Source organism: Streptomyces sp. NPDC002574, from assembly GCF_042889545.1.
GTDB lineage: Bacteria > Actinomycetota > Actinomycetes > Streptomycetales > Streptomycetaceae > Actinacidiphila.
The window spans coordinates 137,172-162,464 of the sequence record NZ_JBIARB010000016.1; the positions used below are offsets into that span (position 1 = coordinate 137,172).

The 25,293-nt window shown below is 74.5% G+C and carries 17 protein-coding genes; 13 read left to right on the plus strand and 4 right to left on the minus strand.

Translation table 11 applies throughout. The features are described from left to right. Positions 1 to 42 precede the first annotated feature (42 nt). Complete coding sequence (locus tag ACFYXS_RS33250) at positions 43 to 543, plus strand: hypothetical protein (protein WP_389255013.1); 501 nt, start codon at positions 43 to 45, stop codon at positions 541 to 543. Here ACFYXS_RS33250 and ACFYXS_RS33255 read toward each other — a convergent pair. Together ACFYXS_RS33255 and ACFYXS_RS33260 are read right to left on the minus strand one after the other, a co-directional pair. Beyond that, positions 506 to 2,521, minus strand: coding sequence for an N-acetylmuramoyl-L-alanine amidase (locus tag ACFYXS_RS33255; protein ID WP_389255015.1), 2,016 nt, complete (start codon positions 2,519 to 2,521; stop codon positions 506 to 508). The genes ACFYXS_RS33250 and ACFYXS_RS33255 overlap by 38 nt on opposite strands. Positions 2,522 to 2,788: 267 nt before the next feature. After that, positions 2,789 to 3,886 (minus strand): aminoglycoside phosphotransferase family protein, encoded by a 1,098-nt coding sequence (locus tag ACFYXS_RS33260; RefSeq protein ID WP_389255017.1) that lies wholly within the window; start codon positions 3,884 to 3,886, stop codon positions 2,789 to 2,791. 393 nt (positions 3,887 to 4,279) lie between these two features. Here ACFYXS_RS33260 and ACFYXS_RS33265 point away from each other — a divergent pair, with 393 nt between their 5' ends. After that, positions 4,280 to 5,752 carry a hypothetical protein gene (locus ACFYXS_RS33265; protein WP_389255019.1) on the plus strand — a complete coding sequence of 491 codons (1,473 nt, stop codon included), beginning with the start codon at positions 4,280 to 4,282 and terminating at the stop codon, positions 5,750 to 5,752. A gap of 209 nt (positions 5,753 to 5,961) precedes the next feature. On the opposite strand, the gene ACFYXS_RS33270 is transcribed toward ACFYXS_RS33265, so the two are convergent. Then, the gene (locus tag ACFYXS_RS33270) at positions 5,962 to 7,452 is read right to left on the minus strand and encodes a PP2C family protein-serine/threonine phosphatase (RefSeq protein WP_389255021.1); all 1,491 of its coding nucleotides are present in this window, start codon (positions 7,450 to 7,452) and stop codon (positions 5,962 to 5,964) included. A 346-nt stretch (positions 7,453 to 7,798) separates the two neighbouring features. Here ACFYXS_RS33270 and ACFYXS_RS33275 point away from each other — a divergent pair, with 346 nt between their 5' ends. The 7 genes from ACFYXS_RS33275 to ACFYXS_RS33305 all read left to right on the plus strand — a co-directional run bounded on the left by ACFYXS_RS33275 (position 7,799) and on the right by ACFYXS_RS33305 (position 20,392). Further along, positions 7,799 to 9,241, plus strand: a complete 1,443-nt coding sequence (locus tag ACFYXS_RS33275) for a HEAT repeat domain-containing protein (RefSeq protein WP_389255023.1) — start codon at positions 7,799 to 7,801, stop codon at positions 9,239 to 9,241. A 334-nt stretch (positions 9,242 to 9,575) separates the two neighbouring features. Next, a complete protein-coding gene (locus ACFYXS_RS33280) occupies positions 9,576 to 10,697 on the plus strand; it encodes a glycosyltransferase family 4 protein (protein ID WP_389255025.1) in 1,122 nt (373 codons plus the stop codon). Next, complete coding sequence (locus ACFYXS_RS33285; RefSeq protein WP_389255027.1) at positions 10,694 to 11,845, plus strand: glycosyltransferase; 1,152 nt, start codon at positions 10,694 to 10,696, stop codon at positions 11,843 to 11,845. The genes ACFYXS_RS33280 and ACFYXS_RS33285 overlap by 4 nt, the downstream gene beginning before the upstream one ends. Further along, a complete protein-coding gene (locus ACFYXS_RS33290) occupies positions 11,842 to 12,909 on the plus strand; it encodes an SGNH/GDSL hydrolase family protein (protein WP_389255029.1) in 1,068 nt (355 codons plus the stop codon). The genes ACFYXS_RS33285 and ACFYXS_RS33290 overlap by 4 nt, the downstream gene beginning before the upstream one ends. A gap of 200 nt (positions 12,910 to 13,109) precedes the next feature. Further along, a complete protein-coding gene (locus ACFYXS_RS33295) occupies positions 13,110 to 14,630 on the plus strand; it encodes a hypothetical protein (protein WP_389255031.1) in 1,521 nt (506 codons plus the stop codon). Between the two features lie 79 nt (positions 14,631 to 14,709). Continuing rightward, positions 14,710 to 15,591, plus strand: coding sequence for a hypothetical protein (locus ACFYXS_RS33300; protein WP_389255033.1), 882 nt, complete (start codon positions 14,710 to 14,712; stop codon positions 15,589 to 15,591). Positions 15,592 to 15,688: 97 nt separating this feature from the next. Continuing rightward, positions 15,689 to 20,392, plus strand: a complete 4,704-nt coding sequence (locus tag ACFYXS_RS33305; protein ID WP_389255035.1) for a hypothetical protein — start codon at positions 15,689 to 15,691, stop codon at positions 20,390 to 20,392. Between the two features lie 25 nt (positions 20,393 to 20,417). Here ACFYXS_RS33305 and ACFYXS_RS33310 read toward each other — a convergent pair whose 3' ends face one another. Then, positions 20,418 to 20,861: a hypothetical protein gene (locus tag ACFYXS_RS33310; RefSeq protein WP_389255037.1), complete on the minus strand. Its 444-nt coding sequence runs from the start codon at positions 20,859 to 20,861 to the stop codon at positions 20,418 to 20,420. A gap of 324 nt (positions 20,862 to 21,185) precedes the next feature. On the opposite strand from ACFYXS_RS33310, the gene ACFYXS_RS33315 reads away from it, so the two are divergent. The 4 genes from ACFYXS_RS33315 to ACFYXS_RS33330 all read left to right on the plus strand — a co-directional run bounded on the left by ACFYXS_RS33315 (position 21,186) and on the right by ACFYXS_RS33330 (position 25,284). Beyond that, positions 21,186 to 23,756, plus strand: coding sequence for a nitrate- and nitrite sensing domain-containing protein (locus ACFYXS_RS33315; protein ID WP_389255082.1), 2,571 nt, complete (start codon positions 21,186 to 21,188; stop codon positions 23,754 to 23,756). Then, a complete protein-coding gene (locus ACFYXS_RS33320; protein ID WP_389255039.1) occupies positions 23,753 to 24,169 on the plus strand; it encodes a roadblock/LC7 domain-containing protein in 417 nt (138 codons plus the stop codon). The genes ACFYXS_RS33315 and ACFYXS_RS33320 overlap by 4 nt, the downstream gene beginning before the upstream one ends. A gap of 10 nt (positions 24,170 to 24,179) precedes the next feature. After that, positions 24,180 to 24,572: a DUF742 domain-containing protein gene (locus tag ACFYXS_RS33325; protein ID WP_389255040.1), complete on the plus strand. Its 393-nt coding sequence runs from the start codon at positions 24,180 to 24,182 to the stop codon at positions 24,570 to 24,572. Between the two features lie 106 nt (positions 24,573 to 24,678). Next, on the plus strand, positions 24,679 to 25,284 hold the full coding sequence (locus ACFYXS_RS33330) for an ATP/GTP-binding protein (protein WP_389255042.1): 606 nt from the start codon (positions 24,679 to 24,681) through the stop codon (positions 25,282 to 25,284). Positions 25,285 to 25,293: the final 9 nt, after the last annotated feature.

The following is a 25,293-nucleotide window of genomic DNA, read 5'->3' on the forward strand; positions in this document are numbered from 1 at the left end:
GCCCCGGGCACGCACGCGGCCCGGGGACCGTACGATGGGCGCATGTCGTTCCTCCGCCGCCGCAATGCCGCAACGCCCACAGGGCCGGAATTCGACGTCCTGGCCATGGACCCGGGCGACTGGCCGGGCGAACTGGGCGCCGGGCTGCTGCCCGGGGAGGACGGCAGCTGCCAGGGCATCTTCCTGCGCTACGACCTGTTCGGCGGCCGCGGCCCCGCCATGCTGATCGGCAACCTCCCCGAGGGCTCGCCGGCCCGCGACCTCGAAGAGGGCCAGCCCCCGTTCGAGGTCGCCCAGCTGCTCGCCGCACTCGGCAACGAGGAGCCGGTCGAGGTCGTCGGCACCGAGGACACCCCGGTCATGCACGGCGACAACCTGCTGATCGTCCGCAGGGTCAAGCTCTCCGAGGGGCGCGTGTCCTGCACCCAGTTCGACCGCAGCGACGGTGTGCTGGTCACCATCGCCACCTGGGACCGGCCGATCACCGACGACCTCTACCAGTTGCTCAAGCCCCTGCCCGCGGAAATGTTCCAGCAGGGCTGAACCCGGCCTCCGACGGGAGCACGGTCACGTCCTCGGCCTTCACATAGGCCACCCGGTGGCCGAACTGGATCTCGTAGTAGACCTGTCGGCCGCGCACCACCACGTGCTGCGCGGCGTCGAAGGTGACCGCACGGAAGTACTCGCCGTGCGTCGCCTCCCCGACCACGTACCGCTGCCCCGCGAGCAACTTGTAGGGCAGCGGTGAGTCCGGCTGCACCGGTACCCCGGCCGGATAGGCGGCCGCCTCCGGGTAGGCCCGTCCGTACACCGGGACATCGGAGCGCCCGTCCTTCGGGGTGACCACCCAGCCGCGTCCGTACACGGCGGTCGGCTCGGTGAGCGGGTTGCGGAACCACGCCTCCTGGCCGAGGTACCAGATCGCCGTCCAGTCGCCGCGGCGCTCGGCGACGGCGTACTGCTGGCCCGTGGACGCCCGGGCGCCGGTGTCGTTGACCCCGGTCGTCGAGTCGCCGGCCGGGTGCAGGCCGATGTCCTTCACCAGAGGGGCGTCCTCGCGAGGCTCGGTGTACAGCCGGACGGCCTCGGAGCCGCGGACGGGGCAGGTGCCGCCCGCGGTCGTGCAGCCGGTGTAGGCGGGGCGGTTGGCGTCGTAGTCGGGGTCGATGGTCACCAGGCCGCCCGCCGGGCCCGAGGTGGCGTGGAAGGGCGCGCCCATCAGCAGGAACCAGTGCGCCCAGTCCCAGTAGGGACCGGGGTCGGTGTGCATGCCGGCGATGTAGGCGGACGTGGTCCCCGGGACGTTGTCGTGACCGAGGATGTGCTGCCGGTCGAGCGGGATGTCGTACCGCTGCGCGAGATAGCGCACGAGGCGGGCCGACGCCCGGTACATCGCCTCGGTGTACCAGGTGCCCGGGTCGGTCAGGAAGCCCTCGTGCTCGACGCCGATCGACGTGGCGTTGACGTACCAGTTGCCGGCGTGCCAGCCGACGTCCTTGGTCCGCACGTGCTGGTCGATGTGGCCGTCCGCCGAGCGGACGGTGTAGTGCCAGGCCAGGTAGTCGGGCTTCTGCACCAGTTGGAGCGAGGTGTCCCAGGTGGCCTCGGTGTCGTGGACGACGATGTAGTCGACCGACTGGTCGTGGGGGCGGTCGGCGAGGTCGTGGTTGCCGTAGTTCTTGTCGCCGTACTCCGTGTACGGCGCGGGCAGCCATTCGCACGCCACCGTCCACGGGCACTCGGTCCCGTCCCGATCGGCGTCGTGCAGTCCCAGCGTGTGGACCTGGGCACGGTGCGGGGCCAGCCCCGGGTGCGCCTCCAGGGCCACCTTCTGGCCGTCGTCGGTGGTGCGCGCGATGCCGTCCCGGATCACCTGGAAGACGTCGTCGGCGAAGGAGGCCGCGGTCGCGGTGTCGTCGGCGCCCGAGTAGCGGGCGACCGCTCCGTACCACTGTGCGGGGTCCGAACTCAGGGGCGCACCGGAGGACTTCTGCGCCTGGGCGAGGAGCGCCGCACCGCCCTGGACGTTCGCCGAGGCGTGCCGGCGCAGATCGGCGGCGCGCAGGCCGGTGAGCCGGGCCGCGCGGTCGAGCGTGGTGAGTGCGGCGGGCAGCGCAGGCGCCGTCCTGGCGGCGGTCGGACCGACGTCGAGCGGCCGTTGCTCGTTGCCGCGCGGGTCCTCCCCGCCGTCACCCCGCTGGGGGAAGTCGGCGAGCGCCGTGCGGGCGTCGGTCAGATGCATGGGCCCGTAGCCGGCGGTGACGCTGGGCAGCCCGCGGTGGGTGTCCCAACGCGACTCCAGGTAGGAGACGCCCAGCAGCACGCTCTCCGGTACCCGGTAGCGCTCGGACGCGGCCGCGAAGGCCTGCTGCAGCGGGGCCCGCTGATCGGGCCGGGGCGCGCCCGCGGCGGGCACGGGCGGCAGTGCCGACAGCAACGCACCCACGGCGACACTCGCCGTGGCGGCGGTGACGACCTTCCGGTGCCGGCGCCCCGCGGGGTGGGGGGTGACTCCTCGCACTGCAGCCTCCTGTGTGACGCACGGGGCCGATCGGAAACCACAGAGGTATCCCGAGGCCGATCATCCGTCAACTACCGGAGGGCAATGCGTTTGTGCATGTCAGCGCCCGTGTCGGCATCTTCCTGACACGGGCGCCGTGGCCTGTGGTGCGTCAGTGGAATGGACCACTGGTGCCCGTTCGGTCCCGGCTGACGGGCCGTGTGCCCCCTCGTACGGCGGCACGCGGCCACCCGGCGGGGGCGGAACGGCCCAGAACCGCCCCGCAGATCACCTCGTGCCGACGGCGGCCCGGACGGCCCGCCGCGCGAGCCCCGCGTCGTCGTGCAGCCTGCGCAGCAGCAGTCGCTGCTCCTCGCCGGCCTCCGCCGCGCCCGGTCCGGCCGGGACGGTGCTGCGCATGGTGCGCTGCATGGCGGTCTCGTACGTGCGGATCTCCCGGGTGATGACCAGCATCAGATTCACCAGAAAGGCGTCACGCGCGATCGGTCCCGCGGCCTGCGCCATCTGGCTGATCTGACGCCGGGTCATCGGGTCGTCGCCCAGTATCATCCACAGCACCGCGAGGTCGTAGCCGGGCAGGTACCAGCCCGCGTGCTCCCAGTCGACCAGCACCGGGCCGGCCGGGGAGAGCAGCACGTTCGACAGCAGCGCGTCGCCGTGGTTGAACTGCCCCTGGACGTGGGCCAGGCCGTGCAGCATCTTCTGCAGGTCGCCCATGTCGCGGTCGGTGAGCAGCCCCAGCTCGTGGTAGCGGGAGAGCCGGGCCGCGTAGTCGACAGGGGCGTCGAAGACGCCGGCCGGCGGCCGCCACATGTTGAGCCGGGAGATCGCCCCGAGCGCCATCCGCACGTCGGCGCGCGGCGGGGCCTCGGAGGGGTGCCGCTGCAGGGCGGCGACGCGTCCGGGCATGCGCTCCAGCACCAGCGTGCAGCTCTCGGGGTCGGCGGCGATCAGCCGGGGCACCCGGACCGGGGGGCGGTGCCGCACGAACGCCCGGTACGCGGCGATCTCGTGCCGGTACCGCTCCATCCAGCCGGGGGAGTGGTCGAGCAGGCACTTGGCCACGGCGGGCGCCCGACCGGAGGTGCCCACGAGCAGCACCGAGCGGCTGCTGCGGCGCAGCATCTGGACGGGGGTGAACTCAGGGGCGATGCGCTGCACAGAGGCGATGGCCGAGCGCAGCTGCGCGCCCTGTGGGCCGGTCAAGTCGAGCCTCCCGCTGAGCGGATGGGAGACACCGCCCGGTGCGCCCCGTCGAGGGGTGGGAAGCACGGGTCGCGGACGTACGGCGGTCCCTGTCCCGGCGAACCCCGGGATCTGAGTCGGCCGGGGCGGTGCGGACACGGAGGACGATGCTGAATACATGAGGGGGAGACAGATCCCTTCGTGTGCCAACGAGCTCTTGACGAGGTGGCGGGCCGGCGCGTGGAGCGGAGCCGGATCCGAACCGGGGCCGGTCCCGCATCCTGGGGAATGCGGGTCCGGGCCGGCGGTCCGTTCCTTCCACGCGCCGTGCCCCCTCGCGGACAAGTACGCACCGGCATCTCAAGGTGTTCAACGCTGATCGGCGTTTTTCGAAAGATGCTCGATTGCGACCGTTCGCGAGCCGGCGGGTGCCGGGCCGGGTGGCGCGTTCTTACTTGACCACTGATTGCGGGTGGCAGACCATCTGGCGAACCCTGGCGAACCCTGGCGAATGCTCGCGGCCGCTGTGACCGGCCATTAGTGTCAAGAGTGCCGAGGAACCTGGGGGCTTGAATGGACAAGGAAGCCAACACACGGCTCGCGGACCTGTTCGCACTCACCGGATGGTCCAAAGGAGAGCTCGCGCGATTGGTCAACCGGCAGGCGGCGGCCATGGGCCACCCGCAGCTGGCGACCGACACATCGCGCGTGCGCCGTTGGATCGAGACCGGGGAATCCCCGCGCGAACCCGTCCCGACCGTGCTGGCAGCACTGTTCACCGAGCGCCTCGGCCGTGTCGTAACCATCGAGGATCTCGGGTTCGGCCGGCACCGGCGTACGGAGAAGAAGCAGTCCGTCAGCGCCGACGGACTGCCCTGGCCACCGGAGCGAACAGCCGCGGTCCTCACCGAATTCACGGGAATGGACCTCATGCTCAACCGACGCGGTCTGGTGGGCGCGGGCGCCGCGCTCGCCGCGGGCTCCGCAATCAGCAACGCCATGTACGACTGGCTCCACACCGATCCGGCGCTCGCCGCCGGGACACAGACCACCGGTGACCCCTTCACCGCCGAAACCGCCTCCTACGACCGGTACGAGGCGGCCCCCATCGGCTCCCAGGAGATCGAGGCGCTGGAGCGCTCGGTCGAGGTGTTCCGCGCCTGGGACGCGGCCCGCGGCGGCGGGCTGCAGCGCAAGGCGGTCGTGGGCCAGCTCAACGAGGTGGGCGGCATGCTCGCCTACCACCACCCCACGCATCTCACACGCCGGTTGTGGGGTGTGGCCGCCAATCTGGCGGTACTGGCCGGGTGGATGTCGCACGACGTGGGCCTGGAGCCCACCGCCCAGAAGTACTTCGTGATCGCGGCGCACGCCGCCCGCGAGGGGGGCGACCGGCCGCGGGCCGGCGAGGCGCTGTCCCGGGCCGCCCGGCAGATGGTGCACCTGGGCCGTCCCGACGACGCGCTGGACCTGATGAAGCTGGCGCAGTCGGGCTCGGGGGAGCAGACCCTGCCCCGTACCCGCGCCATGCTCTGCACCATCGAGGCCTGGGCACAGGCGTCCATGGGCCGGGGCCAGGCGATGCGCCGCACCCTAGGGGAGGCGGAGAACCTCTTCGCCTCCGACCGGGGCGACGTCCCACCGCCGAGCTGGATGCAGATGTTCGACGAGGCCGACCTGCACGGCATGCAGGCGCTGGCGTTCCGCACACTCGCCGAGCACGAGCCGCTCGCGGCCCGGCAGGCCCAGATGCACGCCGGCCGGGCACTGGAGTTGCGCGGCAAGGGCCGTGAGCGCTCCAACATCTTCGACTACATCTCGCTCGCCTCGGCCTTGTTCATCGCCGACGACCCGGAACAGGCGGACCGCTACGCACGACTGGCGCTGCTGTCCATCCAGCAGAACTCCTCGGTGCGCACATGGGACCGGCTGCGGGAGATGTACCGGCTCACGGCGCGCTACGCCGACTTCACCAAGATCCAGGACCTGCGCGAGGAGATCGAGAACTCACTGCCCGCCACGAAGCGCCGGGGCACCGCCATCTGATCCGGCCGTACCGCCCCGCACCGTCCGACCGGGTGCCCCGAACCGGGACCAGCCGACTCGACGCCGAACGAGCCGGCTCTCCCGAGCGTCCGGACACCCCTTCGGAACGGACCGCGTGCACATGAGGCAGCAGCGTGAACGTCCCTCACCGGGCGGCCACGCAGATCCGACCTATGCAGATCCGACCTATGCAGATCGGACCTAGGGGGTCAGTGGAACTTGGCGATGAGCACGCAGGCGTCGTCCTCGCGCTCGGGGGCGCCGAGTTCCTCCACCACGATCCGCACACACTCCTGAGGAGTACGGGCCCGGGCGAACCTCGGGCCGAGCTCCAGCAAGCGACGTACCCCGGCGGGTGCGTCCGCCGCCGACCCGCGACCCGGGCGGCGCGGCGTCAGCCCGTCGGTGTGCAGCACCAGCAGATCGCCGGGCATCACCTGCAGGGTCGCCTGGCCGTACTGCGCGCCGGCGGTGGCGCCGAGGAGCACACCCTCCGGTGCCTCCAACTGCCGCCCTGTCCCGTCGCGGAAGAGCAACGGGGCGGGGTGGCCGGCCTGCGACCAGACCAGGCTGCGGTCGGCGGGGTGGTACCGGCAGCACAGCGCGCTGCCCAGGGCGGGCTGGGCCGAGCTGTCCAGCATCTGGTTGAGCCAGCCCATCAGCGGGCCGGGTTCCAGTCCGGCCACGGCCATGCCGCGCAGCGCGCCGAGCAGCATCGCCATGCCGGAAGTGGCCGACACCCCGTGCCCGGTGAGGTCGCCGACGGTCAGCAGCGCCGAGCCGTCCGGAAGTTGCAGCGCGTCGTACCAGTCGCCGCCGATGAGGGCGCTGGTCGCGGACGGCAGGTAGTGCGCGGCCAGGTCGACCGCGGGCGGCCCGCCGTCCTGCGGGAACCGCAGGGAGCCGCGCCACGGCGGCAGCACGGCTTCCTGCAGCTCGACCGCCAGCCGGTGCTCGGTCTGCGCGATCTGCCGCTCGCGCTGCAGCGAGTCACGGGTCTCCCGCAGTGTTCGCTGGCTGCGGCGCAGTTCGCTGACGTCGCGGAGCACCGCCCACATCGAGGCGGTGGCACCGGCGGCGTCGAGCACCGGCTCGCCCACCATGTGCACCGTGCGCACCGCGCCGTCCGGGCGGACGATGCGGAACTCGCAGTCGATCGGCCGGGCGTCCACGAGGCAGCCGGTGACGGCCGTGCTGAGGACCGCCTGGTCCTCGGCGAAGAGGAAGGTGGGCAGCTCGTCCAGGGTCAGCGGTCCGTCGTGCCGTTGGCGCCCGAAGATGCGGTAGAGCTCGTCGGACCACTCGACACCGTCCGTGACCAGATCCCACTCCGCGCTGCCCGCACGCCCCAGGGCCTGCACGGCGGCGCGCCCGGGAGCGGGGACGGAGAGGAAGGTCTCGGGCGGCGCGTAGGCCGCGGTGTCCCGGCCGCGCGCGGGATCGGTGGTCGCCGAGGCGTCGGAGCCGGGCAGCCCCTCGCGGAGCTGGCCGAGGTGCTCACCGAGGTCGTCCAGCTGGTGGACGGCCAGGTCGCACAGCGCGCGCTGCCAGCGCTGTCGCGGGTCCTCCGCGTCGTCGGCCGCGTCGCGGCGGACCGCGTCGACCTTGCCGCGCAACTGACGTGCCTGGGAGATGAGCGCGTCCACAGCACCGGGTTCCGGTTTCGCGGTGTCACGATCCTCATGCAAATGGGGCGGCATGACGCTCTCCGAACATGTCTCCGATGCGGACGCCGGCCGAACTGGGGCCGTACGGATGGGCCAGTCACGACTGTTGCACAAGGCGTGAGGGCCTGTAAGGGTTTCGGCGATACCCGATCCGGTGGTGCTTCCGACATATGCCGGGAGCCTCGCGGCCCGCGATGTGTTCACCCTCCGCGGAATGACCCGGTCCGGGTAAGCTGCGGGCGGTCGCCCGCGGGAGCCCCCGTGGGCCGTCCCGGCCCTGGTTACCGGGTTTGAACCCGGGACGATCTGCGAAGATACCCCGCAGTCGGCAACGGAAAATCCCGTTGCCAACCTACCCCCCGCACCGGATGCTGACCTCATGTTCGACCCCGACATAGCGCCCAGCGGTACCCTTCTCGGCCTCCTCCAGCGAGGACGCGGAGACGGGACCCTGCATGCCCTCGCGGCGCAGCGAGCCGACGCGCTCGCCGCGCTGGAGCAGTGCGTCCTGCGCGACCCACGCCACGACTGGCGCGTGGAGTCACGCTCCCTTTATTACGCGCGCTTGTACTCCGAGCTCGAGGGCCCGCTCGACGGCATCGAACAGCACCTCTTCTCCCCGGACGACCTCGGCGGCCCCGACGGTGCGGCAGGACCCGACGAGCACCGCTGCGGCCTCGCCCTGTCCGTGCTCGGCCACCTCGCCGGCTACGGCCGCCGTGACGCCGTGCTGCTGCTCCGCCGCTACGCCGCCGAGGGCGGCAGCTGGGAATGGGCGCTGGACGAGCTCGCGGTGCGTGACGACGACGAGCCGCTGCGGGCGCTCGGCCCCGCCGTCCTGGCCCGCTTCCCGCGCACCCCCGAAGGGGACGCGCGCCTGGCCGCCGCGCTGCGCGAGGCGTACGAGCCCCGGCCCTGGCGGCTGTGGGCCGAGGACCCGGACCCCGCCGTCTCCGACCGCGTGCGCAAAGCCTCGGAGCAGACCGCCTTCGACCGGTGGCAGCGCCAGATGCGGCCGGCCGGCCCGACCCCCGGGTGGAGCGTGCGCGCCGTGCTCGACTGGGCCGAGGAGGGCCTGGCCGCCGATCCGCCGCAGCATCGCGACGCGCCCGCCGCCCGCTGTCTGGCCGCCGTCGCCGGGCCCGAGGACCGCGCCGAACTCCTCGACGCCGCCCGCGGCGGTCCGGACGCCGCCCGCGCCGCCGCCCTGAGGCACCTCGCCGACCGCCAGGACCGCGCCGCCCTCGACCTCGTGGAGGCGGCCGCCGCCGATCCCTCCGAGATCGTGGCCCGTGCCGCGCTCGAATCGTTCGCCCGCATGCGCAGCGTCGCCGCGGTGACCCGCGCCCGTGTCTGGTCCGCCCGCGAGGACGCCCTCGGTGCCGCCGCCGCCCGCATGCTCGCCTGCCGCGGCGGCGCGCAGGACGCCGACCGGGTCCTGGGCGCCCTGCGCCGCCTCGTCCAGCACGAGGGGGCCGACGCCGACGGACTGGCGGAACTCGTCGAGGGCACCGGCCGCCTCAGGATCGACTGCGCCGCCCCGGTGCTGCGCCACATCTACCGCGAGACGTCCTCGTCCCAGTTGCGCGGTGTCGCCGCGCACGCCCTGGCGTGCACCGACCCGTCCTTCGGGGCCGGCCTCGCCGTCGAGTGCCTGTGGGACTGCGAGGAGACCACCCGCGAGCTCGCCGCAGGGGCGGCGACCACCGCCGACGTCCGCGTGCTCGCCCAGCTCCGCAGGCTCGCCGCCGACCCGGCGGAAGAGGCTGAGGTCCAGACCGCCGTCCGCGGCCGTCTCAGCTCCGGAGAACCCGCCCGCTGACCGCCTCCCGGGGGCGCGGCCCCCGGTGGCACCCCGCCGTCCGTCCCCCGCCGCCCGGGCAACAGGCGTGCCCCGCACCGGTTTTCGGACACATTTGCGGGGCGCGGGAACTCGCGGGGAGCCGGCGGCGTTCTCTTTCCACGGACGGCACTCGCAACGCCACTCGACCGCCGCATTACGGCGCCTTTCGGGGCAGTCGATCAATTGAGCCCGGTTCGCGCAGGACCGGCGCTTCGGGCGGAAGGCCCAGTGTGGGGCCAACGCTCACGGCCCGTTCCCCAAGGCGAAAGATCCACGTGGCCGGGAACACGCCCAGAGAGCCGACAACGTCCGTATGCGAGTAGCCATCGTCACAGAGTCCTTCCCTCCCGACGTCAACGGAGTGGCCCACACCGCCCTGCGTACGGCCGAGCACCTGGCACGCAAGGGCCATGATCCGCTGGTGATCGCGCCGGCGGGCCCGCACGACGTACCACCCGGAGACGACCCCTGCCCGGTCGTCCGCGTGCCGTCGCTGCCGCTGCCCGGCTACCCGCAGGTCCGGGTGGCCCTCCCGAGCCGCAGGACCGCCGCGGCGATCGCCGCGCACCGGGCGGAACTGGTCCACCTGGCCAGTCCGTTCATCCTGGGGGTGCGCGGCATGGCCGCCGCCACCCGGCAGCACATCCCGGCCGTGGCCGTCTACCAGACGGACCTGGCGGGATACGCCCGTACGTACCTGAGCCTCGGCGAGAACACCGCGTGGCGCCGCATCCGCGCCGTGCACTCCGCGGCGGACCGCACGCTGGCCCCGTCGAGCGCCTCGCTGCGCGACCTCGAGGAGCACGGGGTGCCCCGGGTCCACCTGTGGCCGCGCGGCGTGGACTCCTCGCGCTTCGACCCCTCGCACCGTGACGAGGCGCTGCGCCGTGAACTCGCCCCCGACGGAGAGGTGCTGGTCGGCTACATCGGCCGGCTCGCCCAGGAGAAGCACGTGGAGTTGCTGGCCGGCGCCTGCAAGCTGCCCGGCGTGAAGGTGATCATCGTCGGCGACGGGCCGAGCGCCCCGAGCCTGCGCGAGGCACTGCCGGGCGCGGTCTTCCTCGGCCGGCGCACCGGGCACGACCTGGCGCGGATCTACGCCTCGCTGGACGTCTTCGCCCACACCGGCCCGTTCGAGACGTTCTGCCAGACGGTGCAGGAGGCCATGGCCAGCGGCCTGCCGGTGGTGGCACCCGCCGTGGGAGGCCCGCTGGACCTGGTGACGCACGGCCGCACCGGCCTGCTGGTGCCGCCCGGCGACGTGGACGCGGTCACCGAGGCGGTACGGACGCTCGCCTCCGCGCCCGCGACGCGTGACCAGTTCGGTGCCGCCGGCCGTGCCGACGTCGCCGCCCGCACCTGGGAGGCCGTCGGCGACCTGCTGCTCGGCCACTACGCGCAGGTCCTCGACGCCCGTGCGGCGGTGGCCGCGTGAACCGCCCCCTGCGCATCGTCCGGCTCGCCAACTTCGTCACCCCCACCTCGGGCGGCCTGCGCACCGCGCTGCGCCACCTCGGCGAGGGCTACGTCGCCGCCGGGCACGAATCCGTCCTGATCGTCCCCGGTGCCACCGGCTCCGACGAGATGACCTCCCAGGGCCGCGTCATCACCCTCCCCGGCCCGCTGGTCGCCGGCACCGGCGGCTACCGCGTGCTGACCGGACGCCCGCGCCTGGAGCAGCTCCTGGACTCGCTGCGCCCGGACCGCCTGGAGGTCTCCGACCGCACGACGCTGCGCTGGACCGGAGAGTGGGCCCGCCGCCGCCGGGTGCGCGCCGTCATGGTGAGCCACGAGAGCGTCGACGGTGTTCTGCGCACCTGGGGCATGCCCAGCGCCATGGCACAGAACGCCGCCGACCGCATCAACCGGCGCAGCGCGCACCACTACTCGCGCATCGTGTGCACGACGGGCTGGGCCGCCGCCGAGTTCGAGCGGATCGGCGCCCGCAACGTGGTGCGCGCACCGCTCGGCGTCGACCTGGAGAACTGCCACCCCTCGCACCACGACCCGGAGTTGCGGGCCCGGTACGCGGGCGGCGCGGAGATCCTGATGGTGATGTGCTCGCGGCTGTCGCCGGAGAAGCGCCCCGGCCGGGCGCTGGAGGCACTGGCGTACATGCGCAGCCAGGGCGTGGACGCGGTGCTCGTCGTCGCCGGCGAGGGCCCGATGCGCGAGCGGCTGGAGGCGCGGGCCCGCGAGGCCCGGCTGCCGGTGTCCTTCCTCGGCCACGTCTCGGGCCGCCACTCGCTGTCCGCGCTCCAGGCCACCGCCGACGTGGTCCTGGCACCCGGCCCGGTGGAGACCTTCGGGCTGTCCGCCCTGGAGGCCCTGGCCTGCGGGACGCCGGTCGTGGCCAGCGCCCTGTCCGCCCTGCCCGACATCCTCGGCCCGGCCGGTGCCGCCGCCACGGACGACGGCCCCGCCTTCGCCGACGCGGTCAGCCACCTGCTGTCCCGGCCCGAGCACATCCGGCGCGCCGTCGCCCGTGCCCAGGCCGAGCGGTACGGCTGGCCCATCGCGGTCAACGCCTTCCTCGCCGCCCACGACGCCGCCCCCGTGTACAGCCCGGAGGTCACGACATGACCACGGCGGGCACCGACATACCCGTCGCAGCGGAGCTGCCCGGACCCGCGGCCCCGGTGGCCTCGATGGCCTCCGTGACCGCCGCGCCGGTCACCCCGGCCGTCCCGGTCACCCCGGTCGTCGTGCCGGTCGCGCCGGTCGTCCCGGCGGCCGCGCCCGCACCCGTGCAGCCGGCCCGGCCGTCCGTGCCGTCCCTGGTGTCGAAGCTCGGCGCGCGCGAGGTGCGCTTCGTCGCGCTCGGCGACTCCCTCACCGCGGGGCTCGGCGACCCCGTCCCCGGCGGATGGCGCGGCTGGGCCGCGCTGCTGGCCTCCGGCCTCGCGGCGGAGCCGTCGGACGTACGGATGATCAACTGCTCGCGCAGCGGCGCCCTCACCAAGGACGTCGCCGAGGAGCAGCTGAAGGAGGCGCTCAGCCACCGCCCGCACATCGCGTCCGTGGTGGTCGGCGCCAACGACACCCTCCGCGGCTCCTTCGACATCGTCACCGTCGCCCGGCGGCTCGACGCCGTCGTGGGTCAACTGCGCGCCCACGGCGCCGTGGTGCTCACCGCCTGCCTGCCCGACCCCGGACGCATGCTGGGGCTGCCGTGGCCGCTGGCCCGCCCGCTGGGCCGGCGCATGGCCGAGCTGAACGCGGTCGTGCACGCCCTGTCGGAGCGGTACGGGGCGGTGCACCTGCACGCCGCCCGCCACTCCTGGGTCGCCGACCGCACGTCGTGGAGCGCGGACCGGCTGCACCCCAGCGAGCTGGGACACCGCCTGCTGGCCCGCGAGTTCCACAACCTGCTGGTCGCGGAGGGACTGCCGGTCGGCGAGCCGCCGTCCACGGTCCCCGGAGGTCCCGGTCCCGGCGCCGCGGCGAGCGTGCTGTGGATGGCGACGAAGGGCACGCGCTGGGTGGTCGCCCGCTGCACGGACCTGCTGCCCGACCTGATGCGGCTGGCAGGCCAGGAGACCCGGCACCGCCTCGCGGGCACCGACGGCCTGCTGGACCTGCGGTCCCGGCACGCCACCGAGCTGGCGCTCGCACGCCTTTCGGGCGTGACGCCGACGACGACGTGACACGGGACCGCGCCCCCCGCCGGGGCGGGCGCGGGCCGGTCCGGGGTCCGGCGGCGAGCGGGGGCGGGGGTCACAAGGACTCGCCAGGGCCCGGAAGAGCTCGGGAAGGCCGCAGCAGGCGGGGGAGGAGAGCAGGGGGGACAGACCGGACCGTCCGCGTCGTTTCGGCCGATGTCGGTGGGACCGCCTAGTCTGTCGTCGTGACCACCACCGTTCCGCACCAGTTCAGCGGCGGTGTCCGGCCCGCGCCGGGACCCGCCGCCGACGAGGGCCTGGCCCGCCGGCTCAAGGCCCTGGCCTGCACCGCGCCGCTGCACGACCTCGACGTGCGCAAGGCCAACCTCGCGGGTGAGTACTCGGTGTACGCGATGGCGGAGGTCGCGCTGGCCGCCATCGACCTGGTCACGCTCAACATGGACTTCGACACCGGGGCCGACCACGACCAGATAATCTCCCGGCTGATGCCCCGCGTCGCCGCCCAGGCACCGGGCCGTTCCGTCGCCGAGCACGAGCGGGTGGCCCGCTGGGTGCTGGAGAACCTGATCAACGTCGGCAGCGTCGACCGCGGTTTCCGCGCCGTTTACGGCACTTTCGGCCCCGACGGGGCGTATGTCCGCCGGGACTACGACTTCAAGCTCGTCGAGGAGGTCCCCGGCCGCGACGGCACGGTCTACCTGCGCACCACGGACGAGGCGGTCAACGTCCTTGTCGGCGCCCTCGACACCGACGTCACCAGCGCCCAGATCGCGGCCGAGGTCAAGCTGGAGGTGCTGGTCAACCGCGGCCGCCTGGCCGACGCCCAGCTCGCCGCCGAGCAGGCCCGCTACCGCACCGTCCAGTACGCCGAGTCGCTGCGCCGCGCCCTGGACGCCACCCGCCGCAACGTCCGCGCCGTGGACTGGCTGCGCACCGTGCCCGACATGATCGACGAGGCGCTGGACCACGTCGCCGACCGCTACCGGCACGAGAACGCGATCCTCACCAACATCCGCAAGGCCCGCGACGAGGCCGAGGACCCGGAGAACAAGCGCCGCGCCGCCGAACTCGTCGACATCGTCAAGGACTGCATCCGCCGCCACACCCAGCTCCAGTCGCGGCTGCTGGAGGCAGGACCCATCTTCCGCGCCGAGCAGGACCGGCAGGCCTTCGCCGCCCCGCGCGGCAGTGCCCTCGTCGGCGTGCTGGACCTGTACGGGCAACTGGTCGCCCCTGTCCTCCCGCTCCCCGTGGAACGGGCGCTGCGTGTCACGGACGCCTGGTTCGCCCGGGGCACGGGCTTCCGCACGGCCGCGGCCGTGCGCGTCACCGACCTCGTGGACGCGCTCCTCACCCCGCCGCTGGAACGCGAGCACCTGGGCGCCGAGATGCCCGAGCCGGACCTCATCGCCACCCCGGACGACAGCCGGTTCAGCGAGGAGCAGCTGGAGTCCGCGCTCGATCTGCTCGACCTGCCGCACGACGCCCCGCGCCGGCTGTCCGGCCTGCTGGCCGAGGCCCGCCGCCGCGACCCCGAACTGCCCTACCTGGTCGCCCTGCTGGCCGTGCACGCCGCCAGCCCGCCGGTCGGCACGGCCTACCGCCAGGGCGAGGGGCGCCTGCTGTTCGCCGTCGACGACGGCACCGCGCTGGAGGACCCCGAGTTCGGCGGCGCCGACCTCATCGTCGGCACCGCCCGGCTGGACGCGGCCGGGATGGCGGCGGAACGCTCGGAGGTGGCGTGACGACCACCCCCGCCGCGTGCCGCACCGGCGCCCGACCGACCGCACACCGCCCCACCGTCCGCCCCCAGGAGACCACCCCGTGAACGACCACCGCGAAGGCGAGAGCGCGCCGCAGCCCGCACCCTGCGCCGGCACGGCGGGCGTCACCCCCGCCGACGCCGCGGACGCCGCCCGCCTGGTGGCCTTCGGGCTCCAGCCGAAGCTGCTGCCCGCCCGCGACGCCGAGTACGCCGAACTGATCCGCCGCTACCGCGAGGACCCCCCCTTCGCCCGGCTCGCCGACGCCGTCGCGACCGGGCTCGGCCTCGTGGTGCTGGAGGTCTCGCCCCGCGCGGGCATGGCGATGGCCGCCGGGGAGGACTCGGTCTTCGCCGTCCGCATAGGCGACTACTCGCGCCGCGCCGCCTCCGACGCGGGCGACCGCTTCCTGCACGGGCTGGCCCATCTGGCCACCGCCGCCATGGCGTTCCCGCGCCCGGAGGACCTGGCCGACGACGCCTACATCGGCCGGGTCACCGTCAACGGCATCGACGGGTTCCTGCGCCAGGCCTGCCGCCGGCTGGAGGAACGCGCCGAGGAGCAGGGCGAGAACACCGACCCGGCCAGCGACGCCCCCGGGCTGGAGGCCGCCTGGCGCGTGTACGTGCGCCGCAGTTCGACCGGCGCCACCAAGGACGCCCGCCGGCTGGCCGGTTCGACCACCGGCATCGTCGGCAAGGCGGTGGCGTTCCTCGTCGACTCCGGCTTCCTGCAGCGCACGGGCGACGAGTCCGGCGGCACGTTCCGCACCACCGCCCGCTACCAGTTGCAGGTCCGCGACATGGCCGGCAGCGCCGCCATGGCCGAGCTCCTGGACCTGGGCATCGTCCCGGTCGCCGACGACTCCGCCGCGCTGCTGCCGCCCGAGGACGGTGAGGACCTGGACCTCGTCGCCGGCGCGGGCCTGCCCTTCCACTCCTGAGCCCGGTCCGCTTCCCCGGTCCGTCCGGGAGCCTGCCCCCCGGTCCCCACGTCCGATCCTGTCCGCCGATCCCTGACCACCACCACGAGAGTCCGCCATGTACGAGCTGTCCCGGGTCCGCCTCTATTCCATCGGGCCGGCCGGCGCACGCTACGCCGACACCGTGCTGGACCTGCGCGGAGTGGGCGAGCCCGTGCCGCAGCCGGCCCCCGCCCAGGCGGAGTTCTTCGAGGAGGAGCCGGCCGGGCCGCCGCGCCGCCCGGCGCCCGCGGGTGTGCTCTTCCTGGAGAACGGCGGCGGCAAGTCCGTCCTGCTGAAGCTGATCTTCTCGGTCATGCTGCCCGGCCACCGCAACACCCTCGGCGGCGCGAGCTCCGGTGTGCTGCGCAAGTTCCTGCTCGCTGACGACTGCGGACACGTCGCGCTGGAGTGGCAGCACACCGTCACCGGCGAACTGGTCGTGGTCGGCAAGGTCAGCGAGTGGCGGGGGCGCCAGGTCTCCTCCGACCCGCGCCGGTTCGCCGAGGCCTGGTACTCCTTCCGCCCCGGCCCCGGGCTCGGCCTGGACTCCCTGCCCGTCGCCGAGTCGACCGCCGTGCGGCCGTCCGCCGAGGGCACCTCGGGCGCGCGCGGCCGCCGCCGCACGATGAAGGGCTTCCGCGACGCCCTGACCGACGCCGGCCGCTTCTACCCGCATCTGGACGTGGTGTGGGAGGAGATCCACGACCGCTGGAACGAGCATCTGGGGCTGCTCGGCCTCGACCCCGAACTCTTCCGCTACCAGCGGGAGATGAACGCCGACGAGGGCGAGGCGGCCGGTCTCTTCGCGGTCAAGAAGGACTCCGACTTCACCGACCTGCTGCTGCGGGCGGTCACCGACACCCGGGACACCGACGGGCTCGCCGACCTCGTGCACGGCTTCGCCGGGAAGCTGGGCCGCCGCGCCGAGCTCACCGCCGAACGCGACTTCACCGCCGGCTCCCTGGAGCTGCTCGGCCGCATCGTGGACGCCACAGGCGCCCGTGACCGGGCCCGCGCCGTGCACGCCCAGTCCGAGCGCCGCACCCGGGGCCTCGCCCGGCGGCTGTCGGCCCGCGCCCACGAGGAGCGCGGCAGGGCCGCCGACCTCGCCCAGGACATGGCCCGGGCTGCGCACACCGTCACCGACGCCGACGCCGCCCGGGGCCGCGGCTCCCTGATCGCCGCGGAACTCGCCTACCGGCACGCATCGCTGGCGCTGGCCGTGGGCGAGAAGAGCGCCGCGGCACTGCGCCGCGAGCTCAACGACGCCCGTACGTTCCAGTCCGCGTGGCATGCCGCCGAGATCGTCCTGCGGCACCGCGCCGCCGCCGACCGGCTCGCCCGGGTCACCGCCGCCATCCGCGAGGCCGAGCGCGACGCCGCGCCCGCGCTCGCCGCCCGCACCAGGGCAGCGGGGGACCTCGTACGAGCCCTGCACGCGGCCGCCGACACCGCCGACGAGCGCGCGGACGCGGACGAGGAGCGGTCGGCGGAGCTGCAGGCGCGGTCCGAGGCCGCGCACCGCGACGCCACCGACGCGGCCACCGCGGCCCAGCGCGCCCGCAGCGAGTCCGGCCACCTGGCGCAGCGCCTCGCCGAGGTCGAGCAGGAGACCACCGAGGCCGTCCGCGCCGGGTGGCTCGACGACTCCGCCCCGGACGCCGATCCGGCCCGCGCCGCCCTGGAGGCCTCGGACGCGGAGAAGGCCGCCGCGGGCGCCGCCGGGACGGCCGGCGAGGCCGCCCGCCGCACCGGCGACCTCGCCCGCGTGGCCGCCGCCGCGGAGTCCCGTGCCGAACTCGCGGCGGCCCGCGCCGCGGACGCCCTCGCGGCGGCCGAGACGGCGCACGCGGCCGAGACCCGGGTCGCCGACGCGCTGGCCGCGGAGCCGCGCCTCGCGGAACTGCTGAGCCTGCCGCCGGCCGCGGCCCCGCACGCCGGCCGTGCCGCCGCTGAGCCGGGCGTGGCCATTCCCCCGCAGGCCACGGGCGTCCGGCGCACCGTCCCGGAGGACACCGTTTCCCGCGACCCGGCGGACGGCCCGCTGAGCGCCGCCGAACTCGACGGCTTTGCGGAGTCGTTGCGGGAGATGCTGGAGGGCGCCGTCGCGTCCGCCGAGCGCCAGCTGTTCGACCTGCGCACCGCCGCCGCCGACGACGCCCGCATCCTGGCCGCCCTCGGTGACGGCGGCCTGTTGCCGCCCAGCCCGGACGTGCTGGCCACCGTGGAGTACCTGGGCGAGCACGGCATCCCCGCGCTCCCGGGCTGGCGGTACCTCGCGCAGGCCGTCGACCCCGTGGACCACGCCGCGGTGCTGGCCGCCCGGCCGGAGCTGGTGGACGGCGTCGTCGTCACGGACCCGGGCACCCACACACGGGCCCGCGAGGTGCTCGCACAGGCGGCGCTGCTGCCCCGGTCCACGGTGGCGGTCGGCACCTCCGCGGCGCTGCTGGCGCCGCCGGCCCCGGCGGGCCCGGAGCCGGAGGTCTTCCTCGTACCGCCGAACCCGGCGATGCACGACGAGTTGGCCGCCGACGGCGAGCGCCAGGCGCTGCGCGCGCGTGCCGGCGCCCGCGAGGAGGACATCCGGGGTCTGGCCGCCCGGCTGGCCGGGGACCGCACGCTCGCCGCCCGGCTCTCGTCGTGGCGCGACGGCTGCCCGCCCGGCCGGCTCGGCGAGCTCGCCGCGGTGGTCGGGACCGCCCGGGAGTCCGCCAGGACCGCCCGCGACGAGCTCACCGAGGCCCGCGGCCGGCGCGTGGAGGCCGACGAGGCCGCGGCCGAGGCGACCCGGCTGCGCGACGAGCGGCAGGAGACGGCGCAGCAGGCCCGCCGGGCCGCGGACGCCTTGGCCGGCCTCGCCTTCCGGCTGCGCGAACGCGCCACCTGGCAGCGCAGGACCCGCGAACTGGCCGAGGACGCGGCCGAGGCGGAGACCCGCGCCGAGGCATGCCTCCAACTGGCGCGCGCCGCCGACGAGGACCGCCGCGCCGCCCAGCGCGCCGCGGACGACGCCCGCCGTACCGCCCGTGTCCTGCGCGCCGAGCGGGCCGAGATCACCGGTGCCCCGGACGAGGCGGCCCCGGACGCCGCTCAGGACGGCGAGGGCCCCGCCGGGGCGCTGCCCGCGCTGCGCGAGGCGTACCGGTCCGCGTCACAGCTGTACGAGAAGGTCGGCGTCGGCGCCGACCTGCGCGCGGAGCAGGCACGGGCCGAGAGCAGCGAGCAGTCGGCCCTCACCGAGCTGGAGCGCCTGACCAACAAGGTCCGTACGCGTGCGGCCCAGTTGCTGGAGGGCCCGGACGGCGCCGACGGCCCGTCCCGGCAGGCCGCCGCCGCCCGCGCGGAACAGCTCGTGGCCACCCTGGACGCGCGTGCCGCCACCGCCAGCGAACACCTGGGCCGGTTGCGCGGCGAGGCCGAGCGGCACGCCCCCGCGGACGGCGGGGCGCACACCGGGCTGCCCGAGGAACTGGTGCCCCGCGACGCCGAGCACGCCCAGGAACTGCTGCGCGGCGCCAACGTCAAACTCGCCGCCCGCACCGACGCCCTCGACGTCGCCCGCGCCGCCCACGGCGACCTCGTGCGCGCGCACCGCGGCGCCGAGGACGCGGCGGGCGGCTTCGACGAACTCGCCGCGCTCCTGCGCGACCTGCTCCGGGACGGGGACCGTCAGGCCGACGAGGAGGAGGACGAGCCCGAGCCGCACCCCGGCTCCCTGGAGGAGGCCAGGACGGCCGCCGCCGAGGCCCGCCGCGGCCTGCGCGGCTGCGCCGCCGACCTGTCGGGCGCCGAGTCGCAGCTGCGCGAGGCGAGCGACGTCCTCGTCCGGCACGCCAACGCCGCTCGCTACGAGCAGGTCAGGACCCCCGCCCGGCAGCAGATCAGGGAACTGCCGGCCTCGGCGCTGCCGGAGCACGCCGCGGCGTGGCACGTGGCGTTCGAGCCGCGGCTGCGCGTCCTCACCGACGAGCTGGAGCAGTTGGAGCGCAACCGCGACAGCATCGTGGACCGGCTGCGCGGCCTGGTGGAGTCCTCGCTGGCGACCCTGCGCTCCGCGCAGCGGCTGTCCCGGCTGCCCGAGGGGCTGGGGGAGTGGTCGGGGCAGGAGTTCCTGCGCATCCGCTTCGAGGACCCGGACCATGCCGTACTGGGCGAGCGGCTCGGCGCGGTGATCGACGAGGCCACGCGCGCCGCCGTCCGCAAGAACTCGGATCTGCGGCGGGACGGGATGTCCCTGCTGCTGCGCGCCGTGGCCGCAGCGCTGGAGCCCAAGGGCGTGGCCGTGGAGATCCTCAAGCCGGACGCGGTGCTGCGCGCCGAGCGCGTCCCGGTCGGGCAGATGGGCGACGTCTTCTCCGGAGGCCAGTTGCTCACCGCCGCGATCGCGCTCTACTGCACCATGGCGGCGCTGCGGAGCAACGACCGCGGCCGTGACCGGCACCGGCACGCGGGCACGCTCTTCCTGGACAACCCCATCGGCCGAGCCAACGCCACGTACCTGCTGGAGTTGCAGCGCGCCGTCGCCGACGCGCTGGGCGTGCAGTTGATCTACACCACCGGTCTGTTCGACACGACCGCCCTCGCGGAGTTCCCGCTGGTGGTGCGGCTGCGCAATGACGCCGACCTGCGGGCCGGGCTGAAGTACATCAGCGTCGAGGAGCACTTGCGGCCCGGACTGCCGCAGCAGGACCCGGAGTCCGAGCCGGTGCACGGCGAGATCACCGCGACCCGGATGTTCCGCCGGCCTGCGGAGCAGCCCGCCGCCCAGGGCGGCTGACGGGGCCGGCAGCGGCGGGAGGTGCCTAGGACGCCGCCCGCGCGCCGTGCCCGGACAGCGTCCGGGGGCCGCCCGAGCCGCCTGCCCCGCGACGGGCCCGGCGCCGCTCGCGCCGCCGTTCGCGGCGCAGCGCGCGGGCGGCGCTGCTGGGACTGGAGATCACGCCGTTGCGCTGGTTCCACACCTGGCGGGTGACCCACACGTCCAGCACCGCCCAGGTCGCCACCACGGTGCCGACTATGGCGGTGAGCGTCGCGGGCGCGGCGATCCAGGAGTCGCCGGCCGCCCCCAGCATCGCGATCACCGCCGCGATGAGGCTGAAGGACACGATGAGCACGGCCCGCACGGCCGAGACGCGGACCGGGTCGGGCATGCGCGGTCGCCCGACCGGCTCCTCCGCCCACAGCGAGCGCCGCTTCCGCCGCTCCGGAATGTCGCGATCCAATGCGTCCTCGACAAGGTCGTCCATGACATCTGCTCCCTCGCGGGATCCGGGTGGTGCGGTGCCGGACCCCCGATGTCCGACTCCAGAGTGGCTGCCCGGTTTCCGCCGATGAATGCCCCCGCGCATTCCGGAGCGCCCCTCCCGCCCGGATCACGAACGACGGATGCCCGTGGTTCCCTGTGCGCTGTATTTCGGCCAGTGACGGCCACCGTTCATGCGTACGAATCGGGTCTTCCCGGGACAAGGGAGGAAGGTGGGCTTTCGGACGGGGCAGGTTGCAGTAGTAGGCTCGCGCCGTTTATTGCCGGAACAGGACGCCCCGTGACCGGGTCCGACGTTGGGGAGGCCATGCGCTTTCGCGGTACGACGATCCGGCGGAAGATCGTGGCACTGCTGCTCATTCCGCTGGTGTCCCTCACGGCCATCTGGGCCTTCGCCGCTACCTTGACCGGTCGTCAGGTGTGGGGTCTGTTCGGTGTGGAGCGCACGGTCAACGAACTCCGCTACCCCGTCGAGGACACCGTCCAGGCGCTCCAGCAGGAACGCCGGGCCTCCCTGGTCTACTTGGCCGATCCTCGCCGGTCCGACGCCCGCAGCGTGCTGCTGCGCCGCGAGCGCCAGACCGACGACCTGCTCGCGCGACTGCGCTCCAACGCGGCGTCCCCCGGAAACCGGGCCCCGCTCACCGAGGACGCGCGCCGCCGACTCGATCTGGTCGTCGACGGGTTCGGCTCCGTCGACGCGCTGCGCGACAAGGTCGTCAAGCGCACCGTGAGCCGCCACGAGGCCTTCGCCGCCTACAGCGGGCTGTTCGGCCCCTGCTACGACTTCCTCGACACGCTCAACCCGCTCGACAACGCGGCGATCGACAAGCAGAGCCGGGCCCTGATCCAGCTCGCCCGGGCCCGCGAGGCGGTGAGCCAGGAGGACGCGCTCATGGCCGCCGCCATCACGGCCGGCCGCATGAGCCCGCAGGAGATGCGCTCGTTCACCTTCGCCGTGGCCCAGCAGCGCGCCTACTTCGCCGACAACCTCGGCCTGTTGACGGAGGCCGAGCGCGCGGTCTACCGGGACTACTGGGACGGCCGGTCAGGACGTGCCCTGCGCACCGCCGAGGACGCCGTGATGGCGGCCGGCGCCGGAGGCGCGCCCGGGGCCGCCGACCGCGCCTCGTGGCAGGACACGGCGACCGCCGCGCTGGGCGACCTGGACCGCACCGGCACCGAGGCCGGCGATCTGTACAAGAGGAGCGCGGAACCCGTCGCCATGCGGTTGCTGGCCAGTGCCGCGATCGCGGGCGGGCTCGGTCTCGTCGCGGTGATCGCGTCCGTCCTCGTCTCCATCCGCATCGGCCGGGGCCTCATCCGCGACCTGTCCCGACTGCGCAAGGAGGCCCAGGAGGTCTCCGGTGTACGACTGCCGCGCGTCATGCGCCGCCTGGCCGCCGGCGAGGAGGTGGACGTCGAGACCGAGGCCCCGCGTCTGGACTACTCCGACGACGAGGTCGGCCAGGTCGGCAAGGCCGTCAACACCCTCCAGCGGGCCGCTGTCGAGGCCGCCGTGCGCCAGTCCGAGATGCGCCGCGGTGTCTCCGAGGTCTTCGTCAACCTCGCCCGCCGCAGTCAGGTCCTGCTGCACCGTCAACTGACGCTGCTGGACGCCATGGAGCGGCGCACCGAGGACACCCTGGAACTGGCGGACCTCTTCCGCCTGGACCACATGACCACCCGTATGCGCCGGCACGCCGAGGGCCTGGTCATCCTCTCCGGCGCGGTGCCGTCGCGGCAGTGGCGCAAGCCGGTCCAGCTGATGGACGTGGTCCGCGCGGCCGTCGCCGAGGTCGAGGACTACGAGCGGGTCGAGGTGCGCCGGCTGCCCCGGCTCGCCGTCACCGGCCAGGCCGTCGCCGACCTCACCCACCTGATCGCCGAACTCATCGAGAACGCCACGGTGTTCTCGCCCCCGCACACCCACGTCCAGGTGCACGGCGAGGCCGTCGCCAACGGTTTCACCCTGGAGATCGACGACCGTGGCCTCGGGCTCACCCCCGACGCCATGCTGGAGGCCAATCTCCGGCTCGCGGAGACCCCCGAGTTCGAGCTCTCCGACACCGACCGGCTCGGTCTGTTCGTGGTCAGCCGGCTGGCCAGGCGCCAGGGCGTACGCGTCTCGCTGCGCCAGTCCCCGTACGGCGGCACCACGGCGGTCGTGCTCGTTCCCACGGGGCTGCTGACCGACAGCGGGGACGCGGGTACGGGCGACAGCGCCGAGGACGGCGACTCCGGCGAACCCGGCACGTTCGACGACCTCGACGCCGCCCGCCTGGCCGCCGCAACCGAGCACGGCTTCCGCACCTGGGGCCTGAACCCGGAGCCGGACGAGGAGCCGCGCGAGCACCGCAGGCACGACCCGGAACCCGAGGCCGGGCGGCTGTCCGCGCTCCGGCCGGCGACCCCGGCCGCTCCGGCGGCCGCGCCGGAACCGGCCGTGCCGGGTGCCCTGCCCCGTCGCCGCCGCACCCCGGTGCTGGTCGCCGAGAACGGCCGGCCGGTCGCCGCGAGCACCGGGGAGCGCCGCGCTCCCGCCGCCGAGGCGCCCGAGGCACCCGAAGCGGCCGCCTCCGGGGGCGGACTCCCGCGCCGGGTGCGGCAGGCCAGCCTCGCCCCCCAACTGCGCACCGACGGGACCACGGAGACGCGTACGCCCGCCGCCGGCTCTGCCGGGGACGGCGGGGGCCGCGAGCGGACCCCCGAGGAGGTGCGCGACCGCATGGCCTCCCTCCAGCGCGGCTGGGAACGCGGCCGCGCGGACCAGCTCGACGAACCAGACGCCCCCCGTCCCGCCCGTACGGGGGTCCCCCCGGCGGAGCCGGGGGAGGACAGCGCAACCAGAACCACCACGGAGGGGAACGGTCCATGACCGCACCATCGAGCCCGACCCGCGAGCTGAGCTGGCTCCTCGACGAGCTGGTCGGCCGCGTCGCCAGCATCCGCAAGGCCCTCGTGCTGTCCGGCGACGGCCTGGCCACGGGCGCGTCCGAGGGGCTGTCGCGCGAGGACGCCGAGCACCTCGCGGCCGTCGCCTCCGGCTTCCACAGTCTCGCCAAGGGCGTCGGCCGGCACTTCGAGGCCGGCCAGGTCCGGCAGACCCTCGTGGAGCTGGACGAGGCCTTCCTGTTCGTCACCGCGGCGGGCGACGGCAGCTGCCTCGCGGTCCTGACCGACGCCGACTCCGACGTCGGCCAGGTCGCGTACGAGATGGCGCTGCTGGTGAAGCGGGTGGGCGTGCACCTGGCCACCGCGCCGCGCGACGACGACGCGCGGGTGGTGTGACGGGCGCGCCATGACTTCCGAAGCGGACCGCTGGTACGACGACGACGCCGGACCCGTGGTGCGCCCCTACGCCATGACGCGCGGGCGTACCAGCCATGCCGCCGAGGGCCGGCTCGACCTGATCGCCCTGGTCATCTCCGAGTCCCGTTCCGGCGACGCGGAGGAGGACACCGACCGCACGCTGTCGCCCGAGCACGTCGACATCGTGGAACGGTGCCGGGAGCAGCCGATGTCGGTCGCCGAACTCGCGGCCGACCTCGATCTGCCGATCGGTGTCGTCCGGGTGCTCGTCGGCGACGTACTGGAAGCAGGGCTCGTCCATGTGACCCGCCCGGTGCCGCCGGCCGAGCTGCCCGACGAGGGGCTGCTGCGCGAGGTCATCGACGGCCTGCGCGCCCTGTGACGCCCGGCGCCGGCAACGGCGCCGGGCCCGCGGCGAGTTGGATGGTCGGATCGTAGTAGGGTTCCCCTGCCGTGAGCCGACCGTCCGACAATTCCAGGAGTGATCGATGGTCTTCGGGCGCTCTGACCGCCGTCCTTCCGTCGTCGAGCCGGTCACCCTCAAGATCCTGGTGGCGGGCGGCTTCGGCGTCGGCAAGACCACGCTCGTCGGCGCGGTCAGCGAGATCCGGCCGCTGCGCACCGAGGAGATGCTGAGCGAGGCGGGCCGTCCGGTGGACGACCTCGCCGGTGTCGAGACCAAGCGCACCACCACCGTGGCGATGGACTTCGGCCGCATCACCCTGCGCGAGGACCTGGTCCTCTACCTGTTCGGCACCCCCGGCCAGGACCGCTTCTGGTTCCTGTGGGACGAGCTGGCGCAGGGCGCTCTGGGCGCGGTCGTGCTGGCCGACACCCGGCGCCTTGAGGACTGCTTCTCCGCGGTCGACTACTTCGAGCGGCGCGGCATCCCCTTCGCCGTCGCCGTGAACCGCTTCGACGGCGCGGAGCATCACGAGGCCGCCACCGTGCGCGACGCGCTCGACCTCGACCCCGAGGTGCCGCTGGTGATGTGCGACGCGCGGGACCGGGCCTCGGCGAAGAAGGTGCTCATCACCGTCGTCGAGCACGCGGCCCAGCTGGCGGGCGTCCGGCGGGCGGCCGCCGCCAACTGAGCCGCGCGG

Bases quoted from the DNA above. Each gene is read 5' to 3' on its own strand.
- ACFYXS_RS33325 (WP_389255040.1), top strand. From the start codon at position 24,180: ATGACTTCCGAAGCGGACCGCTGGTACGACGACGACGCCGGACCCGTG.
- ACFYXS_RS33320 (WP_389255039.1), top strand. From the start codon at position 23,753: ATGACCGCACCATCGAGCCCGACCCGCGAGCTGAGCTGGCTCCTCGAC.
- ACFYXS_RS33265 (WP_389255019.1), top strand. From the start codon at position 4,280: ATGGACAAGGAAGCCAACACACGGCTCGCGGACCTGTTCGCACTCACC.
- ACFYXS_RS33330 (WP_389255042.1), top strand. From the start codon at position 24,679: ATGGTCTTCGGGCGCTCTGACCGCCGTCCTTCCGTCGTCGAGCCGGTC.
- ACFYXS_RS33275 (WP_389255023.1), top strand. From the start codon at position 7,799: ATGTTCGACCCCGACATAGCGCCCAGCGGTACCCTTCTCGGCCTCCTC.
- ACFYXS_RS33270 (WP_389255021.1), bottom strand. From the start codon at position 7,452: ATGCCGCCCCATTTGCATGAGGATCGTGACACCGCGAAACCGGAACCC.
- ACFYXS_RS33260 (WP_389255017.1), bottom strand. From the start codon at position 3,886: ATGTATTCAGCATCGTCCTCCGTGTCCGCACCGCCCCGGCCGACTCAG.
- ACFYXS_RS33290 (WP_389255029.1), top strand. From the start codon at position 11,842: ATGACCACGGCGGGCACCGACATACCCGTCGCAGCGGAGCTGCCCGGA.
- ACFYXS_RS33305 (WP_389255035.1), top strand. From the start codon at position 15,689: ATGTACGAGCTGTCCCGGGTCCGCCTCTATTCCATCGGGCCGGCCGGC.
- ACFYXS_RS33280 (WP_389255025.1), top strand. From the start codon at position 9,576: ATGCGAGTAGCCATCGTCACAGAGTCCTTCCCTCCCGACGTCAACGGA.
- ACFYXS_RS33315 (WP_389255082.1), top strand. From the start codon at position 21,186: ATGCGCTTTCGCGGTACGACGATCCGGCGGAAGATCGTGGCACTGCTG.
- ACFYXS_RS33310 (WP_389255037.1), bottom strand. From the start codon at position 20,861: ATGGACGACCTTGTCGAGGACGCATTGGATCGCGACATTCCGGAGCGG.
- ACFYXS_RS33250 (WP_389255013.1), top strand. From the start codon at position 43: ATGTCGTTCCTCCGCCGCCGCAATGCCGCAACGCCCACAGGGCCGGAA.